Annotated in this window: 14 protein-coding genes; 13 read left to right on the forward strand and 1 reads right to left on the reverse strand. The window is 66.3% G+C overall.

Going from position 1 to position 17,039, the window contains the following annotated elements; genetic code table 11:
- Nucleotides 1–5 precede the first annotated feature (5 nt).
- Complete coding sequence (locus CFB52_RS00435; RefSeq protein WP_059580472.1) at nt 6–905, reverse strand: LysR family transcriptional regulator; 900 nt, start codon at nt 903–905, stop codon at nt 6–8.
- Between the two features lie 164 nt (nt 906–1,069).
- Between CFB52_RS00435 and CFB52_RS00440 the strand changes: the two genes are divergently transcribed.
- From CFB52_RS00440 to rsmG, 13 genes are all read left to right on the forward strand, one after another.
- Nucleotides 1,070–2,755 carry a GMC family oxidoreductase gene (locus CFB52_RS00440; RefSeq protein ID WP_089464482.1) on the forward strand — a complete coding sequence of 562 codons (1,686 nt, stop codon included), beginning with the start codon at nt 1,070–1,072 and terminating at the stop codon, nt 2,753–2,755.
- Nucleotides 2,756–3,176: 421 nt separating this feature from the next.
- On the forward strand, nt 3,177–3,956 hold the full coding sequence (locus tag CFB52_RS00445; RefSeq protein WP_006477266.1) for an ABC transporter ATP-binding protein: 780 nt from the start codon (nt 3,177–3,179) through the stop codon (nt 3,954–3,956).
- Nucleotides 3,953–4,708, forward strand: coding sequence for an ABC transporter ATP-binding protein (locus CFB52_RS00450; RefSeq protein WP_059580474.1), 756 nt, complete (start codon nt 3,953–3,955; stop codon nt 4,706–4,708). The genes CFB52_RS00445 and CFB52_RS00450 overlap by 4 nt, the downstream gene beginning before the upstream one ends.
- Before the next feature lie 76 nt (nt 4,709–4,784).
- On the forward strand, nt 4,785–5,984 hold the full coding sequence (locus tag CFB52_RS00455; RefSeq protein WP_059580476.1) for an ABC transporter substrate-binding protein: 1,200 nt from the start codon (nt 4,785–4,787) through the stop codon (nt 5,982–5,984).
- A gap of 128 nt (nt 5,985–6,112) precedes the next feature.
- A complete protein-coding gene (locus tag CFB52_RS00460; RefSeq protein ID WP_059580692.1) occupies nt 6,113–6,997 on the forward strand; it encodes a branched-chain amino acid ABC transporter permease in 885 nt (294 codons plus the stop codon).
- The gene (locus CFB52_RS00465) at nt 6,997–7,974 is read left to right on the forward strand and encodes a branched-chain amino acid ABC transporter permease (protein ID WP_059580695.1); all 978 of its coding nucleotides are present in this window, start codon (nt 6,997–6,999) and stop codon (nt 7,972–7,974) included. The genes CFB52_RS00460 and CFB52_RS00465 overlap by 1 nt, the downstream gene beginning before the upstream one ends.
- Nucleotides 7,975–8,754: 780 nt before the next feature.
- A complete protein-coding gene (locus CFB52_RS34505; protein ID WP_059580478.1) occupies nt 8,755–9,036 on the forward strand; it encodes a hypothetical protein in 282 nt (93 codons plus the stop codon).
- Nucleotides 9,037–10,194, forward strand: a complete 1,158-nt coding sequence (locus CFB52_RS00475; RefSeq protein WP_059580480.1) for an ABC transporter substrate-binding protein — start codon at nt 9,037–9,039, stop codon at nt 10,192–10,194.
- Between the two features lie 200 nt (nt 10,195–10,394).
- Complete coding sequence (locus CFB52_RS00480; RefSeq protein ID WP_060966452.1) at nt 10,395–11,450, forward strand: branched-chain amino acid ABC transporter permease; 1,056 nt, start codon at nt 10,395–10,397, stop codon at nt 11,448–11,450.
- 4 nt (nt 11,451–11,454) lie between these two features.
- Nucleotides 11,455–13,239 carry an ATP-binding cassette domain-containing protein gene (locus CFB52_RS00485; protein WP_099315912.1) on the forward strand — a complete coding sequence of 595 codons (1,785 nt, stop codon included), beginning with the start codon at nt 11,455–11,457 and terminating at the stop codon, nt 13,237–13,239.
- A complete protein-coding gene (locus CFB52_RS00490; RefSeq protein ID WP_099315913.1) occupies nt 13,239–13,994 on the forward strand; it encodes an ABC transporter ATP-binding protein in 756 nt (251 codons plus the stop codon). Before CFB52_RS00485 ends, CFB52_RS00490 begins: the two co-directional genes overlap by 1 nt.
- A gap of 391 nt (nt 13,995–14,385) precedes the next feature.
- Nucleotides 14,386–16,356 (forward strand): tRNA uridine-5-carboxymethylaminomethyl(34) synthesis enzyme MnmG, encoded by a 1,971-nt coding sequence (mnmG, locus tag CFB52_RS00495; RefSeq protein ID WP_099315914.1) that lies wholly within the window; start codon nt 14,386–14,388, stop codon nt 16,354–16,356.
- A complete protein-coding gene (gene rsmG, locus CFB52_RS00500; RefSeq protein WP_099315915.1) occupies nt 16,353–17,039 on the forward strand; it encodes a 16S rRNA (guanine(527)-N(7))-methyltransferase RsmG in 687 nt (228 codons plus the stop codon). The genes mnmG and rsmG overlap by 4 nt, the downstream gene beginning before the upstream one ends.

Genomic DNA, 17,039 nt, shown 5'->3' on the forward strand with positions numbered 1-17,039 from the left:
GTCGCTCATATCGCCCACTGCGCTTCGATCAACCGCAGCGCGGCCGCGATCGCCGGTTCGTCGCGCCGCTCGGCGAGCGTCACGAACGTCAGTTCGGTCGGCACCGTCACGCGTTCGACGATCGTCAGCGCATGCGCGTGCGCCTCGGCCAGCGCGGTCGAATCGCGTGCGAGCGTCAACCCGATCCCCGATTTCACGAGGTCGAGCATCGACTGCTCCTGGTCGACCTCGGCCACCTTGACCGGCTGCGCGCCGGCCGCCGCGAACAGCCGCGACAGCAGCCGGTGGTGCGCGGACGCGGGCGGCGTCCAGATCCACGGCAGCGCGGCGAGCGCGCGCCAGTCGTGCGCGCGCTGCACGCGCTCCTTCCAGCCAGCCGGCGCGAGCACGCGGTACTGGAAATGCGTGAGCGTGACGGTGTGGAACAGCGCGTTGTCGCGCGGCGCGTCCTCGTCGGGCCGGCCGATGTAGTAGCCGACGTCGAGCGCCTGCGCGCGCACCTGTTCGAGCACCCAGCCCGACATCCCGTGCCGCAGCGCGGTCTCGATCTGCGGATGGGTCTCGACCAGCGCGCGCAGGAAGCCGCCGAGCCGCAGGAACGCCGGATCGAGGATCGTGCCGATCCGCAGCCGGCCGCGCACCTCGTGACGCAGCGCGGCAGCGGCGCGCTGCACGTCGGCGGCCGCGGCTAGCGCGCGTTCCGCATGCGGCAGCAGCGTCTGGCCGTCGCGGGTGAGCGCGAGCCCGCGCGACGTACGCGTGAACAGCACGACGCCCAGCGTTTCCTGCAGATGCTTGATTTGCAGGCTGACGGCCGGCTGTGTCAGATGCAGCTGTGCGGCGGCGCGCGTCAGGTTGCCTTCGCGCGCGACCGTCGCGAACGCGCGGAGCAGGGTGAGATCCATCGTCGTGATATGAGCGCGGCTTATAACGCAGTTCAGCATAACTCATTGGATCGGCGGACGGCGGCGGGAGTACGCTTCATCGGTCGCGTCGGCCCCGACGCACTATGCTGAAAATGACGTGCGGGAACACACGCGCGGCACACAAGAACGAAGGAGACAACACCGTGAGTACACCACGCACGCTCGAGGGCGAATTCGACTACGTGATCGTCGGCGCGGGCACCGCGGGCTGCGTGCTCGCGAACCGCCTGACCGAGGATCCCGACATCCGCGTGCTGCTGCTCGAAGCGGGCGGCAAGGACGACTATCACTGGATTCATATCCCGGTCGGCTATCTGTATTGCATCGGCAACCCGCGCACCGACTGGCTGTACAAGACCCAGCCCGAAGCGGCGCTCAACGGCCGTGCGCTGTCGTATCCGCGCGGCCGCGTGCTCGGCGGCTGCTCGTCGATCAACGGGATGATCTACATGCGCGGCCAGCGCGAGGACTACGACAACTGGGCGCAGGAAACGGGCGACGCCGGCTGGTCGTGGGACAGCGTGCTGCCGATCTTCAAGCGCAGCGAGGATCACCATGCGGGCGCGAGCGACGCGCACGGCGCGGGCGGCTACTGGCGCGTCGAGAAGCAGCGGCTGCGCTGGGAAATCCTCGAATCGTTCGCGCAGGCCGCGCAGCAGACGGGCATTCCCGCCACCGACGATTTCAACCGCGGCGACAATGCCGGGGTCGGCTATTTCGAGGTGAACCAGAAGCGCGGCGTGCGCTGGAATACGTCGAAGGCGTTCCTGCGGCCCGCGATGGCGCGCCCGAACCTGACCGTGATCACCGGCGCGCACGCGCAGCGCGTGATTTTCGACGGGCGGCGCGCGGTCGGCGTCGAATACCACGGCGGCGGCACCGATTACGTCGCGCGGGCGAGCGCGGAAGTGCTGCTGACGTCGGGCGCGGTGAATTCGCCGCAACTGCTCGAACTGTCGGGTATCGGCGACGGCCGGCGGCTGCAGGCGCTCGGCATCGACGTCGTGCACGATCTGCCGGGCGTCGGCGAAAACCTGCAGGATCACCTGCAATTGCGGATGGCGTTTCGGGTCGACGGCGTGCGTACGCTCAATACACTCTCCGCGCGCTGGTGGGGCAAGCTGATGATCGGCGCCGAATATGCGCTGCTGCAGCGCGGGCCGATGTCGATGGCGCCGTCGCAACTGGGCGCGTTCGCGAAATCGGATCCGGACGATCCCGCGCTCACGCGCCCCGATCTCCAGTACCACGTGCAGCCGCTGTCGCTCGAACGCTTCGGCGAACCGCTGCACGGGTTCAACGCCTTCACGGCGTCGGTGTGCCACTTGCGGCCGAGCTCGCGCGGCAGCGTGCACGTGACGAGCGCCGATCCGCGCAGCGCACCGGCGATCGCGCCGAACTATCTGTCGACCGATCACGATCGGCACGTCGCCGCGAACGCGTTGCGCCTCACGCGCCGCATCGCGTCCGCGCCGGCGCTCGCGCGCTATCGCCCCGAGGAAATCCTGCCGGGCACGCAGTACCGGACCGAGGCCGAACTGGTCGATGCGGCCGGCGTCGTCGGCACGACGATCTTCCACCCGGTCGGCACGTGCCGGATGGGGCGCGCCGACGACGAGCGGGCGGTGGTCGACAGCCGGCTGCGCGTGCGCGGCATCGCCGGGCTGCGGATCGTCGATGCGTCGGTGATGCCGTTCATCACGTCGGGCAACACCAATTCGCCGACGCTGATGATCGCCGAGCGCGCGAGCGACATGATCCGCGCCGACCGCCGTGCGGCGCGCGAAACGACGTCGGTGCGAACCGAGGCCGCGGTGACGGCGGCATGAAGGCCCGCTGACATGCGCACGAGCGGGCGGTTGCGCGAACGCCCGCTGATTCGCGATGCGAAACAAGCTGCCGGTGCGCAAGATCCGTGCGAGCCGCGCGTCGTCGCGCGGCTTTTTTTCGGCGCGTGCGTACCATGTCCTGCAGCAGTTCAACCGGTGATGATGCACGTGTCAAAAAAGCACGGTGAAATTCGCGCGCGGTCGCATCCGACAGGGTGGCCATCCCTATAAGTGCAAATCCCGATGATTGCACTGCACCAACGGCGCGACAATGTTGCGCAATGTGCATACGCGTCGGCGCGGGAGACCACCCTCGAGGCGTACCACGGCGCCCGGGGGCAGCCGGCTGATCCGCTGACCTGTTCGCGGCCGCTTGCGCCAGGCTTCCCGGTGCTTCGCCTGACTTCGTACGGAAGGGAACATGATTCTCGGCGACACGATTCTGGAAACACGCGGACTGACGAAGGAATTCAGGGGCTTCACCGCCGTGAACGGCGTCAACCTGCGTGTGCGGCGCGGTGCGATCCATGCATTGATCGGGCCGAACGGCGCGGGCAAGACCACCTGTTTCAACCTCCTCACCAAATTCCTGACGCCGACGGCCGGCCAGATCGTCTTCAACGGCATCGACATCACCGACGAGCGGCCCGCGCAGGTCGCGCGGCGCGGCATCATCCGCTCGTTCCAGATCTCGGCCGTGTTCCCGCACCTGACCGCGTTGCAGAACGTGCGCATCGGACTGCAGCGCGCGCTCGGCACCGAATTCCATTTCTGGCGCAGCGAACGCACGCTGAAGCGGCTCGACGATCGCGCGATGGATCTGCTCACGCAGGTCGGCCTCACCGATTTCGCGCACGTGCCGACCGTCGAGCTCGCGTACGGCCGCAAGCGCGCGCTCGAGATCGCGACGACGCTCGCGATGGAGCCCGAGCTGATGCTGCTCGACGAGCCCACGCAGGGCATGGGCCACGAGGACGTCGACCGCGTGACCGCGCTGATCAAGAAGGTCGCGAGCGGCCGCACGATCCTGATGGTCGAGCACAACATGAACGTGATCGCGGGGATCTCCGACACGATCACCGTCCTGCAACGCGGCGAGGTGCTGGCCGAAGGCTCGTATGCGGAAGTGTCGAAGAACCCGCTCGTCATCGAAGCCTACATGGGCAGCGCCGACGCGGCGCTCGCGGGGGCGCACGCATGAAGCACAGCGAACGGGAGGAACGCGAATTGAGCGGCGTCGAGAGCGGTACGCCTGCGCTGGAGATCACGGGCCTGGAGGCCTGGTACGGGGAATCCCACATCCTGCATGGCGTCGACCTGACCGTGCATCGCGGCGAGGTCGTCACGCTGCTCGGTCGCAACGGCGCGGGCCGCACGACGACGCTGCGCGCGATCATGGGCCTCACGGGCCGCCGCAGCGGGTCGATCAAGGTCGCCGGCCACGAGACGATCGGCCTCGCGACGCATCGCATCGCGCATTACGGCATCGGCTACTGCCCGGAGGAGCGCGGGATCTTCTCGAGCCTGTCGTGCGAGGAGAACCTGATGCTGCCGCCGCTGATCGGGCCGCGCGAGCATGCGATGTCGCTCGACGAGATCTACGCGATGTTCCCGAACCTCGCGTCGCGCCGGCAGAGCCAGGGCACGCGGCTGTCGGGCGGCGAGCAGCAGATGCTCGCGGTCGCGCGGATCCTGCGCACCGGCGCGAACCTGCTGCTGCTCGACGAGATTTCCGAAGGCCTCGCGCCGGTGATCGTGCAGGCGCTCGCGCGAATGATCGTCGCGCTGAAGGCGCGCGGCTACACGATCGTGATGGTCGAACAGAATTTCCGCTTCGCCGCGCCGCTCGCCGACCGCTTCTACGTGATGGAGCACGGCAGCATCGTCGAGCATTTCCGCGCAGCCGAACTGGAAAGCAAGATGCCGACCCTGCACGACCTGCTCGGAGTATGACGCCCCCCGTTTCCCTTGCCGCTGGCCGTGGCGGCCCTCGAACAACCACAACGCATCAGAACAACAGGAGACGTCAATGAAAATGAAGACCCTCGCACAGGCCTGTCTCGCGCTCGCGAGCGCCGCGTTCACCGCCGGCGCCGCCCACGCGGCGGATACCGTGAAGATCGGCTTCATCACCGACATGTCGGGGCTTTACGCGGATATCGACGGGCAGGGCGGTCTCGAGGCGATCCGCATGGCGGTCGCGGACTTCGGCGGCAAGGTGCTCGGCAAGCCGATCGAGGTCGTCTATGCCGATCACCAGAACAAGGCCGACATCGCCGCGTCGAAGGCGCGCGAATGGATGGACCGCGGCGGGCTCGACCTGCTGGTCGGCGGCACGAACTCGGCCACCGCGCTGTCGATGAACCAGGTCGCGGCCGAGAAGAAGAAGGTCTACATCAACATCGGCGCGGGTGCCGACACGCTGACCAACGAGCAGTGCACGCCGTACACGGTCCACTACGCGTACGACACGATGGCGCTCGCGAAAGGCACCGGCTCGGCGGTGGTGAAGCAGGGCGGCAAGACGTGGTTCTTCCTGACGGCCGACTACGCGTTCGGCAAGGCGCTCGAGAAGAACACGTCGGACGTCGTGAAGGCGAACGGCGGCCAGGTGCTCGGCGCGGTGCGCCACCCGCTGTCCGCGTCGGATTTCTCGTCGTTCCTGCTGCAGGCGCAATCGTCGAAGGCGCAGATCCTCGGCCTCGCGAACGCGGGCGGCGACACGATCAACTCGATCAAGGCCGCGAAGGAATTCGGCATCATGAAGACGATGAAGCTCGCCGCGCTGCTGATGTTCATCGACGACGTGCACAGCCTCGGCCTCGAAACGACGCAGGGCCTCGTGCTGACCGACAGCTGGTACTGGAACCGCGACGCGGCATCGCGCCAGTGGGCGCAGCGCTACTTCGGCAAGATGAAGAAGATGCCGTCGAGCCTGCAGGCGGCCGACTATTCGTCGGTGACGACCTACCTGAAGGCCGTGCAGGCCGCCGGCACGACCGATTCCGACAAGGTGATGGCCGAGCTGAAGAAGATCAAGATCAGTGACTTCTACGCGAAGGGCTACATCCGCCAGGACGGCAGCATGATCCACGACATGTACCTGATGGAAGTGAAGAAGCCGTCGGAATCGAAGGAGCCGTGGGACTACTACAAGGTGCTCGCGACGATTCCGGGCGAACAGGCGTTCGGCACCAAGCAGGAGACGCGCTGCGCGTTGTGGAAGTAGGCATCGCGTAGCGGCGCGCACGGGCGCGTCGCACGGTGGCGGCTGCGGCGACGTGCCCGCTGCGCCGCCCGCATGCGCGCTGCATGAAAGTTGCGTACGCAACGAAACTCATTCTGACGGCTAAGTCGATGGAAATCTTTGGCATTCCGTTGCCGGCGATGCTGAGCCAGTTGCTGCTCGGGCTCGTCAACGGCTCGTTCTACGCGATCCTGAGCCTCGGGCTCGCGGTGATCTTCGGGCTGCTCAACGTGATCAACTTCGCGCACGGCGCGCTGTTCATGCTGGGCGCGATGCTCGCGTGGATGGGCCTGTCGTATCTCGCGCTGCCGTACTGGGCGATGCTCGTGCTGGCACCGCTGATCGTCGGCGTGTTCGGGATCGCGATCGAGCGCTCGATGCTGCGCTGGCTGTACAAGCTCGATCACCTGTACGGGCTGCTGCTCACGTTCGGGCTCACGCTGGTCGTCGAAGGCGTGTTCCGGTCGATCTACGGATCGTCGGGTCAGCCGTACGACGTGCCGTCGCAGCTGTCCGGCGCGACCAATCTCGGCTTCATGTTCCTGCCGAACTATCGCGCCTGGGTGGTCGTCGCGTCGCTTGCGGTGTGCCTCGCGACGTGGTTCGTGATCGAGAAGACGCGGCTCGGCGCGTACTTGCGCGCGGGCACCGAGAACCCGAAGCTCGTCGAGGCGTTCGGCGTGAACGTGCCGATGATGATCACGCTCACCTACGGCTTCGGCGTCGCGCTCGCGGCGTTCGCGGGCGTGCTGGCCGCGCCGGTGATCCAGGTGTCGCCGCTGATGGGCCAGCCGATGATCATCACCGTGTTCGCGGTGGTCGTGATCGGCGGGATGGGCTCGATCCTCGGCTCGATCGTCACGGGCCTGCTGCTCGGCGTGATCGAGGGCTTCACGCGCGTGTTCTATCCCGAAGCATCGGCCACCGTCGTGTTCGTGATCATGGCGATCGTGCTGCTGTTCCGCCCGGCGGGCCTCTTCGGCAAGGAAAAATGATGCAGAGAAAAGTGCTCTACGGCGTGCTGCTCGCCGCGCTGCTCGCCGCGCCGTTCATCGGCGCGTATCCCGTGTTCGTGATGAAGGTGCTCGCGTTCGCGCTGTTCGCGGCCGCGTTCAACCTGCTGATCGGCTATACGGGGCTGCTGTCGTTCGGCCATGCGATGTTTCTCGCGACAGCCGGCTATGCGACCGGCTATTCGATGCAGACGCTCGGTTTCACGCCGGAGCTCGGCGTGCTGGTCGGCACCGTCGCCGCGACGCTGCTCGGGCTCGTCGTCGGGCTGTTCGCGATCCGCCGGCAGGGCATCTACTTCGCGATGATCACGCTCGCGTTCGCGCAGATGGTCTACTTCATCTATCTGCAGGCGCCGTTCACGCACGGCGAGGACGGCCTGCAGGGCGTGCCGCGCGGCCGCCTGTTCGGGCTGCTCGACCTGTCGAACGACGTCGCGCTGTACTACGTCGTGCTGGCGGTGGTCGTGGCCGCATGCGCGTTCATCGTGCGGGTCGTCCATTCGCCGTTCGGCCAGGTGCTCGTCGCCATCAAGGAGAACGAAGCGCGTGCGATCTCGCTCGGCTACGACACCGACCGCTTCAAGCTGCTCGCGTTCATCCTGTCGGCCGCGCTCGCGGGGCTGGCCGGTTCGCTGAAGGTGCTGGTGCTCGGCTTCGAGACGCTGTCGGACGCGTACTGGACGATGTCGGGCCTCGTCGTGCTGATGACGCTCGTCGGCGGGATGGGCACGCTGTTCGGGCCGCTGCTCGGCGCCGCGCTGATCGTCGCGCTGGAAGACCGGCTCGGCGACATCGGCGAATGGCTCGCGTCGACGACGGGCGTCGCGTGGTTCCATTCGCTCGGCGAATCGGCGACGATCGTCACCGGACTGATCTTCATCGCATGCGTGCTCGCGTTCCGGCGCGGCATCGTCGGCGAGATGGTCGCGCGGATCAAGCCGCTCAGGGCGACGTCGTGAGCATGCCGTGCGCGTCGCCGCGCGTTGATGCGCAGCACCATCCGGCCCGCCCGGGAAGGGCGGCGCGGCGGCTGGGGCCTGCACCGCGCGGCCCGCTGGTGCCCCATTTTCGTGCGGCGATGCACCATAGGGGTAAATGCTAAGTTGTCGTGGTGCTTAAGCCTCTTTAAGATTCAACCTAGTTCTGATGCACCGCGAAACGAATTTGCAGGTGGAGAACGAGGAGACAATCGAGGCACAAAGTGCCCGGACCCTAAAGCGCTGTTGGACGGAATCCAACAGCGCTTTTTCATTTGCGTGCACGGATTCCATCGATGGTGCATCGGCCGGCGTGACGGCCGCTTCCCGCGTTTGCGTTCGCACCGCGTCTTTTCCGCGCTTCGCCGCATTCCCCGTTTTTTCCGTTTCCCGCGATCCGTTCGCCGACGATGCGCAATCCTGCACAGGCGCTTCGGGCTTACCCGGTTGGCGTGCGCGAAAGGCGTCCGTTACACTCGGCTTTCGCCGACCGTGCGGTCGGGAAAATCGGTCGGCAGTTCTCCTACAAGCACAATGCAGAACAGGGAGTACGGTTGGATGAGCAGCGCAGCACGGTGGATCGGGGCAGCAGAGGCGGCGGGCGCCGTTCGTTCATCATCGGGTGCGCGACGGGGCATCGCGGCATTTCCGAGCCGCTCCGCGGCCTGTATGCGCGTCCCGGCGCCCGTGCGGGTCGTTGCACTCGCATCCGTCTCTGCATCCGTATTCGCATTCGCATTCGCATGAGCGGCCGGCTTCCCGATGTTGTATCGCTCGCCGCGCGTGCCGACCATCGATGCGCGCGCAACCAGCTTCCGCACGCTTTCTCATTTCTTCGCCTTCTTCATCCTGACGACACCGCTGCTGCGCATCGTGACGGTCGAACGGCCGTTTCGATCGGCATGCGGCGCATGGGTGCGGCGTTTCGCGGGAAAACGAGCATGGGCGCGGATGGGCGAGATAATTAAGATATTAACTTGTTTGGGGACCGGGAGCCGCCCGAGCAACCGTGGTTTTTTCGAGCAGCGTTTGGAGACAACGTAAATGAAGATGAATCGATGGATGGAGGCCCTGCTTGCCGCGGGCCTCGTGTGTGCGGCGGCCACGGCGTCGGCGCAGGTGAAGATCGGCGTGACGCTGTCGGCCACCGGCCCGGCCGCCTCGCTCGGGATTCCGGAAAAGAACACGATCGCGCTGCTGCCGAAGGAAATCGCGGGCAAGAGCGTGCAGTACATCGTGCTCGACGACGCGTCCGACACGAGCCGCGCGGTGCAGAACGTGCGCAAGCTGATCGACGAGGATCACGTCGACGCGATCATCGGTTCGTCGGTCACGCCGAACTCGCTCGCGATGCTCGACCCCGTGTCGCAGGGCAAGACGCCGACGATCTCGCTCGCGGCGAGCGCGCAGATCATCGCGCCGATGGACGCGAAGCGCGCGTGGATGTTCAAGGTGCCGCAGAACGACCAGCTGATGGCCGACGCGATCGCCGGCTACATGGCGAAGCACGGCGTGAAGACGGTCGGCTTCATCGGTTTCGCCGATGCGTACGGCGACAGCTGGTACAAGACGTTCGACGCGGCAGCCGCGAAGAACGGGCTGAAGCTCGTGTCGAACGAGCGCTACAACCGGACCGACGCGTCGGTGATGGGGCAGGTGCTGAAGCTGCTGGGCGCGAACCCGGATGCGGTGCTGATTGCCGGCTCCGGCACGCCGGCGGCGCTGCCGGCCAAGACGCTGAAGGAGCGCGGCTACAAGGGCAAGGTGTACCAGACGCACGGCGTCGCGAACAACGATTTCCTGCGCGTGTGCGGCAAGGATTGCGAAGGCGAGATCCTGCCGGCCGGCCCCGTGCTCGTAACCGACCAGCTGCCCGATTCGAATCCGGTGAAGAAGCCGGCGCTCGGCTACAAGGCCGCGTACGAGAAGGCGTACGGTGCGGGTTCGCTGTCGACGTTCGGCGGCCATGCTTGGGACGCGGGCCTGCTGCTGCAGCGGGCGATTCCGGAAGCGCTGAAGAAGGGCCAGCCGGGCACCGAGGCGTTCCGCGAAGCGCTGCGCGCATCGATCGAAAGCGTGAAGGATCTGCCCGTCTCGCACGGCGTGATCAACATGACGGCGACCGACCACAATGGCTTCGACACGCGTGCGCGCGTGATGGTGCAGATCGTCGACGGCAAGTGGAAGCTGCAGGCCGAGTAAGCATCACGTGAAACCGGCATGCGCGGCACGAACGGCGCCGCGCATGCCGTCGGCAGGGTGACGCGCCTGACGGCTCGCACCCGTGCCGCCTGGAACCCCGGGGCCCGCCGCGTGGCGCGCGACGTGCCGATCGTGTCGCGCGCGCCCCGGCCGTTTCCGCCTTTCGTTTCTCCGCAGCATTCTCTCGATACACGAAACGTATGGATCTCTCGATTGCGGCGATCCTCGCGCAAGACGGCATCACGACCGGCGCCATTTATGCATTGTTGTCGCTGGCGCTCGTGCTGGTATTTTCCGTCACGCGGGTGATCTTCATTCCCCAGGGCGAATTCGTCGCCTACGGTGCGCTGACGCTGGCCGCGTTGCAGGCGCAGAAATTCCCCGCGACCTGCTGGCTGCTGTTCGTGATGGGCATCGCATGCTTCCTGCTCGAGGCCGGCGGCCTGATCCGGCATCGCGAACGCCGCCATCAGCTCGGCCGTACGCTCGCGACGCTCGGCAGCCGCTACGTGCTGCTGCCGCTTGCGGTGTTCGCGATCACGCGCAGCTTTGCCGCGCAGCCGATGCCGATGCTCGCGCAGATCGCGCTGACGCTCGCGATCGTCGTGCCGATGGGGCCGTTCGTCTACCGGCTCGTGTACCAGCCGATCGCCGAAGGCACGACGCTGCTGCTGCTGATCGTGTCGGTGGCCGTCCATTTCGCGATGGTCGGCCTCGGCCTCGTGATGTTCGGCGCGGAAGGCTCGCGCACCAACGGGTTCTCGGACGCGTCGCTCGCGATCGGCAGCCTGACGGTGTCGGTGCAGAGCATCCTGGTCGTCGTCACGGCGCTCGTGCTGATCGGCGCGCTCTACGTGTACTTCGGCCGCACGATCGCCGGCAAGGCGCTGCGTGCGACGTCGGTGAACCGGCTCGGTGCGCGGCTCGTCGGCATCGGCACCACCGAAGCCGGGCGGCTCGCATTCACGTTCGCGGCGGGGCTCGGCGTGCTGTCCGGGATCCTCGTCGGCCCGTTGACGACGATCTACTACGACTCGGGCTTCCTGATCGGCCTGAAGGGCTTCGTCGGCGCGATCATCGGCGGGCTCGTCAGCTATCCGCTCGCGGCCGCCGGCTCGCTGCTCGTCGGCGTGCTCGAATCGTATTCGTCGTTCTGGGCGAGCGCGTACAAGGAGGTGATCGTGTTCACGCTGATCATTCCGGTGCTGCTGTGGCGCAGCTTCGTGACGCCGCATGCGGAAGAGGAAGAGGAGTGACGCGATGAAGACGATGGTACGCAACAAGGCCTTCTGGCTGTTTCTCGTGGTGCTGTTCGCGCTGCCGGTGCTGCCCGGCGCGCTGCAGGTGCCCGAGTACTGGATCACGCTGCTGAACTACATCGGCCTGTATGCGATCGTCGCGATCGGGCTCGTGCTGCTGACGGGCGTCGGCGGGATGACGAGCTTCGGGCAGGCCGCGTTCGTGGGCATCGGCGCATATGCGACCGCGTTCCTGACGACGCGGTACGGCGTGTCACCGTGGCTCGCGCTGATCGTCGGCGTGGTGCTGACGGCGCTCGTGGCGCTCGTGCTAGGCGCCGTGACGATGCGGCTGTCCGGGCATTTCCTGCCGCTCGGCACGATCGCGTGGGGGCTCGCGCTGTTCTACCTGTTCGGCAACCTCGAACTGCTCGGCAAGTACGACGGGATCAACGGGATTCCAGCGCTGAACCTGTTCGGCATCGTGCTCGAAAGCGGGCGCAGCCTGTATTTCCTGATCTGGGCCGTGGTGCTGGCCGCGATCGTGTCGGTGCAGAACCTGCTCAACAGCCGGCCCGGCCGCGCGATCCGCGCGCTGCGCGGCGGCGGCGTGATGGCCGAGGCGATGGGCGTGAATACCGCGTGGATGCGCGTCGTGATCTTCGTCTACGCGGCTGTGCTCGCGGCCGTGTCCGGCTTCCTGTATGCGCACCTGCAGCGCGCGGTGAACCCGACGCCGTTCGGCCTGAACCACGGGATCGAATTCCTGTTCATGGCCGTGGTCGGCGGTGTGTCGCACGTGTGGGGCGCGGTGCTCGGCGCGGCGATCCTGACCGTGCTGCAGGATTATTTGCAGACGCTGCTGCCGAAGCTGCTCGGCTCGGAAGGCAACTTCGAGATCATCGTGTTCGGCGTGCTGATGGTGCTGCTGCTGCAGTACGCGCGCCAGGGCGTATGGCCGTTCGTCGCGAGACTGTTCCCACGCGGGCCGCGCGCGCACGTGCCGGCGCAGGCCGACCCGCTGCCGCAGCGCGCCAAGCCGGTGGCCGGCGAGCCGCTGCTCGTGGTCGACAACGCACGCAAGCAGTTCGGCGGGCTCGTGGCCGTCAACGACGTCAGTTTCGACGTGAAAGCGGGGCAGATCATCGGGCTGATCGGCCCGAACGGCGCGGGCAAGTCGACCACGTTCAACCTCGTGACCGGCGTGCTGAAGCCGACCGGCGGCGCGATCACGTTCCGCGGCGAGCGTATCGACGGGCTGACGTCGCGTCAGATCGTCCGCCGCGGCATCGGTCGCACGTTCCAGCATGTGAAGCTGCTGCCGGCGATGACGGTGCTCGAGAACGTCGCGATCGGTGCCCATCTGCGGGGTCATACGGGCGTGTGGCGCAGCATTGCTCGGCTCAATGCGCATGAGGAAGCGCAGTTGCTGGCCGAAGCCGCGCGCCAGATCCGCCGCGTCGGGCTCGAGAAGCATATGTACGACGAAGCGGGCAGCCTCGCGCTCGGCCAGCAGCGGATTCTCGAAATCGCGCGGGCGCTGTGCTGCGATCCGACGCTGCTGCTACTCGACGAGCCGGCCGCGGGCCTGCGTTACCAGGAGAAGCAGCAACTCGCCGACCTGCTGCGGCGGCTGAAGGCCGAGGGCATGAGCGTGTTGCTCGTGGAACATGACATGGATTTCGTGATGAACCTCACCGACCGGCTGGTGGTGATGGAATTCGGCACGCGGATCGCGGAAGGGCTGCCGCAGGATGTGCAGCAGGACCCGGCCGTGCTCGAAGCGTATCTGGGCGGGGTGGAGTGATGACGGACACGACGATGCCGATTCTCGAAGTACGCGGGCTGGCGGTGCGGTACGGGAAGGTGGAAGCGCTGCACGGTGCCGCGATCAAGGTCGGAGCGGGGCAAATCGTCAGCGTGATCGGCCCGAATGGCGCCGGTAAATCGACGCTGCTGAACGCGATCATGGGGGCACTGCCGGTAACGGGGCACGCGTCGGGAGCGGTCGTATATCGCGGCAACGAGGTCGGCGCCTTGCCGGTCGAGCAGCGCGTCGCGCGCGGGATGTGCCTCGTCCCGGAAAAGCGCGAGCTGTTCAGCACGATGACGGTCGAGGACAACCTCGTGCTCGGCGCGTACCGGCGCAAGCAGGCGGGCGAAGCGAACTTCCTCGATCAGCTCGACCACGTGTTCGCGCTATTCCCGCGGCTGAAGGAGCGCCGCAGGCAGGCGGCCGGCACGCTGTCCGGCGGCGAGCGGCAGATGCTGGCGGTCGGTCGTGCGCTGATGGGCAAGCCCGACCTGCTGATGCTCGACGAACCGAGCCTCGGGTTGGCGCCGCTGATCGTGAAGGAGATCTTTCATATCATCAGCGCGTTGCGCGGCACCGGCGTGGCGACGCTACTGATCGAGCAGAACGCACGGGCGGCGTTGCAGATCTCCGACTACGGCTATGTGCTGGAGACGGGCGAGTTCGCGTTGGAAGGGGCGGCTGCCGAGCTTGCGCAGAATCCGCGGGTGATCGAGACTTATCTCGGGTTGACGAAGAAGACGGCTTGATTGCTGATGCGGTGGGGGAAACGGGCGGCGTGTTTCACGTGAAACACGCCGTTTTTGTTTGTGAGGTTGGCCTGGGTGTCGATGCATCGGTCGTTCGGGGGTGTGAGGGATAAGTCCCGAGGTAACCGAGAGAAATACTGTGTGCTCGCCACGGACGCGGATCAGACGAACCGGCGGACTTCTGCACATGCACGACAACGTGTGTCGAACCACGCGTCACACCGCCGAAGCAGGCCCGCCACGACAAATTCGCCCGCCCCCAGCGAAAAAATCGCCGAAATGCACAGACCCTACCATTCGGACGGCCTTCGGGGGAAAAGCGAACCCGCTATAATTCGGCCCATACATTTCTCTGATAGGTTCGTGCGCAGCTCTGCGTACGGAATCCACCATGCTTTTTCCCACAGAATTTGACGTCATCGTCGTCGGTGGCGGTCATGCCGGCACGGAAGCCGCGCTGGCGTCCGCCCGCATGGGCGCGAAGACCCTGCTGCTGACCCACAACATCGAAACGCTCGGGCAGATGAGCTGCAATCCGTCGATCGGCGGCATTGGCAAGGGCCATCTGGTCAAGGAAGTCGACGCGCTGGGCGGCGCGATGGCCGCCGCGACGGACGAAAGCGGTATTCAGTTCCGGATCCTCAATTCATCGAAGGGCCCGGCCGTGCGCGCGACGCGTGCGCAGGCCGACCGCATCCTGTACAAGGCCGCGATCCGCCACCGGCTCGAAAATCAACCGAACCTGTGGCTGTTCCAGCAGGCCGTCGACGACCTGATGGTCGAAGGCGACCGCGTGGTCGGCGCCGTCACGCAGATCGGCATCCGTTTCCGCGCGCGCGCGGTCGTGCTGACGGCTGGCACGTTCCTCGACGGCAAGATCCACGTCGGGCTGAACAACTACACGGGCGGTCGCGCGGGCGATCCGGCGGCCGTGTCGCTGTCGTCGCGCCTGAAGGAACTGAAGCTGCCGCAGGGCCGCTTGAAGACCGGTACGCCGCCGCGTATCGACGGCCGCACGATCGACTTCTCGAAGCTCGACGAGCAGCCGGGCGACCTCGATCCGATCCCCGTGTTCTCATTCCTGGGCCGCGCGGAGCAGCATCCGCGGCAGTTGCCGTGCTGGGTCACGCATACGAACGAGCGCACGCACGACATCATTCGCGGCGGTCTCGACCGGTCGCCCATGTATACAGGCGTGATCGAAGGCGTGGGCCCGCGCTATTGCCCGTCGATCGAAGACAAGATCCACCGGTTCGCGTCGAAGGAATCTCACCAGATCTTCCTGGAGCCGGAAGGGCTGACGACCAACGAGTTCTATCCGAACGGAATCTCGACGAGCCTGCCGTTCGACGTCCAGCTCGAGCTCGTGCATTCGATGCGCGGCCTGGAAAACGCGCATATCCTGCGCCCCGGTTACGCGATCGAATACGACTACTTCGATCCTCGCGCGCTGAAGGCGTCGCTCGAGACGAAGGCGATCAACGGGCTGTTCTTTGCGGGCCAGATCAACGGTACGACCGGCTACGAAGAAGCGGCTGCGCAGGGCTTGCTGGCCGGCCTCAATGCGGGCCGCTACGTGCAGGAGAAGGATGCGTGGTGCCCGCGTCGCGACCAGGCCTATCTGGGTGTGCTGGTCGACGATCTCGTCACGCGCGGCGTGGCCGAGCCGTACCGGATGTTCACGAGCCGGGCCGAATACCGCCTGAGCCTGCGTGAAGACAATGCCGACATGCGCCTGACCGAGATTGGCCGCGAGCTGGGGCTGGTCGACGACGTCCGCTGGGACGCTTTCAGCCGGAAACGCGACGCTGTTTCACGTGAAACCGAACGCCTGAAGTCGACGTGGGTCACGCCGAAGACGCTGCCGGCGGAAGAAGCGACGGCGTTGCTCGGCAAGGCAATCGACCACGAATACAGCCTCGCGGAGCTGCTGCGTCGCCCGGGTATCAGCTACGACGGTGTGTGCGGGCTGAAGGGCGGAGAGTGTGGCCCCGCGGAGCCGCTGACGGACGACCCGGTGCTGCTCGAGCAGATCAAGGAACAGGTCGAGATCGGCATCAAGTATCAGGGCTATATCGAGCGCCAGGCATCCGAGATCGAACGCAACGACGCGAACGAGAACACACGCCTGCCGGACGGTATCGATTATCGCGAGGTCCGTGGTTTGTCGTTCGAGGTCAGCCAGAAGCTCAACGAGTTCCGGCCGGAAACGATCGGGCAGGCGTCGCGTATCTCGGGCGTCACGCCGGCAGCAATCTCGCTGCTGATGGTGCACCTGAAGCGTCGCGGCCTGGGCCGCCGTAACGGCATGGCCGCAGAGGCCGCGGAGCAGGGGGACGGCACCGTCCCGACACAACGATGACGGCGCGTCGCGCGCCGGCGGTTAACCGGGACGTACTGGAACAGATGCTCGTCGAAGGCACGACGGCACTGGACCTCGCGCTGACGGATACGCAGCGCAACCAGCTACTCGACTATGTCGCGCTGCTCGGCAAGTGGAATGCGGTCTACAACCTGACCGCGATCCGCGACCCGAAGCAGATGCTGATCCAGCATATCCTCGACTCGCTTTCCATCGTCCCGCATCTGCGTGGCCGTGCGTCGGCGCGTGTGCTCGACGTCGGCTCGGGTGGCGGGCTGCCCGGTATCGTGCTGGCGATCGTCGAGCCGGGCTGGCAGGTCACGCTGAACGATATCGTGCAGAAGAAGTCGGCCTTCCAGACGCAGATGCGCGCGGAGCTGAAGCTCGCGAACCTGTCGGTCGTGACCGGCCGCGTCGAATCGCTGCGGCCGGGGGTCGAAGTGCCGGAAAAATTCGACATGATCGTATCCCGCGCTTTCGCGGATCTGTCCGACTTCGTTAAACTTGCTCGTCATCTGGTCGCGCCGGGCGGATCGATCTGGGCGATGAAGGGCGTTCACCCGGACGACGAGATTGCGCGGTTGCCGGAAGGCAGCCGCGTCAAGCAGACGATCCGGCTGGCGGTACCGATGCTCGATGCGGAGCGGCATTTGTTCGAAGTGGCCGTCGACGACGCGAATTGA

Source organism: Burkholderia sp. AU18528 (assembly GCF_002223215.2).
GTDB classification, from domain to species: domain Bacteria; phylum Pseudomonadota; class Gammaproteobacteria; order Burkholderiales; family Burkholderiaceae; genus Burkholderia; species Burkholderia semiarida.

Excerpts from the sequence above, each read along its gene's own strand:
- CFB52_RS00435 (WP_059580472.1), bottom strand. The coding sequence starts at position 905 with ATGGATCTCACCCTGCTCCGCGCGTTCGCGACGGTCGCGCGCGAAGGC.
- CFB52_RS00445 (WP_006477266.1), top strand. The coding sequence starts at position 3,177 with ATGATTCTCGGCGACACGATTCTGGAAACACGCGGACTGACGAAGGAA.
- CFB52_RS00450 (WP_059580474.1), top strand. The coding sequence starts at position 3,953 with ATGAAGCACAGCGAACGGGAGGAACGCGAATTGAGCGGCGTCGAGAGC.
- CFB52_RS00455 (WP_059580476.1), top strand. The coding sequence starts at position 4,785 with ATGAAAATGAAGACCCTCGCACAGGCCTGTCTCGCGCTCGCGAGCGCC.
- CFB52_RS00460 (WP_059580692.1), top strand. The coding sequence starts at position 6,113 with ATGGAAATCTTTGGCATTCCGTTGCCGGCGATGCTGAGCCAGTTGCTG.
- CFB52_RS00465 (WP_059580695.1), top strand. The coding sequence starts at position 6,997 with ATGCAGAGAAAAGTGCTCTACGGCGTGCTGCTCGCCGCGCTGCTCGCC.
- CFB52_RS34505 (WP_059580478.1), top strand. The coding sequence starts at position 8,755 with ATGTTGTATCGCTCGCCGCGCGTGCCGACCATCGATGCGCGCGCAACC.
- CFB52_RS00475 (WP_059580480.1), top strand. The coding sequence starts at position 9,037 with ATGAAGATGAATCGATGGATGGAGGCCCTGCTTGCCGCGGGCCTCGTG.
- CFB52_RS00480 (WP_060966452.1), top strand. The coding sequence starts at position 10,395 with ATGGATCTCTCGATTGCGGCGATCCTCGCGCAAGACGGCATCACGACC.
- CFB52_RS00485 (WP_099315912.1), top strand. The coding sequence starts at position 11,455 with ATGAAGACGATGGTACGCAACAAGGCCTTCTGGCTGTTTCTCGTGGTG.
- CFB52_RS00490 (WP_099315913.1), top strand. The coding sequence starts at position 13,239 with ATGACGGACACGACGATGCCGATTCTCGAAGTACGCGGGCTGGCGGTG.
- mnmG (WP_099315914.1), top strand. The coding sequence starts at position 14,386 with ATGCTTTTTCCCACAGAATTTGACGTCATCGTCGTCGGTGGCGGTCAT.
- rsmG (WP_099315915.1), top strand. The coding sequence starts at position 16,353 with ATGACGGCGCGTCGCGCGCCGGCGGTTAACCGGGACGTACTGGAACAG.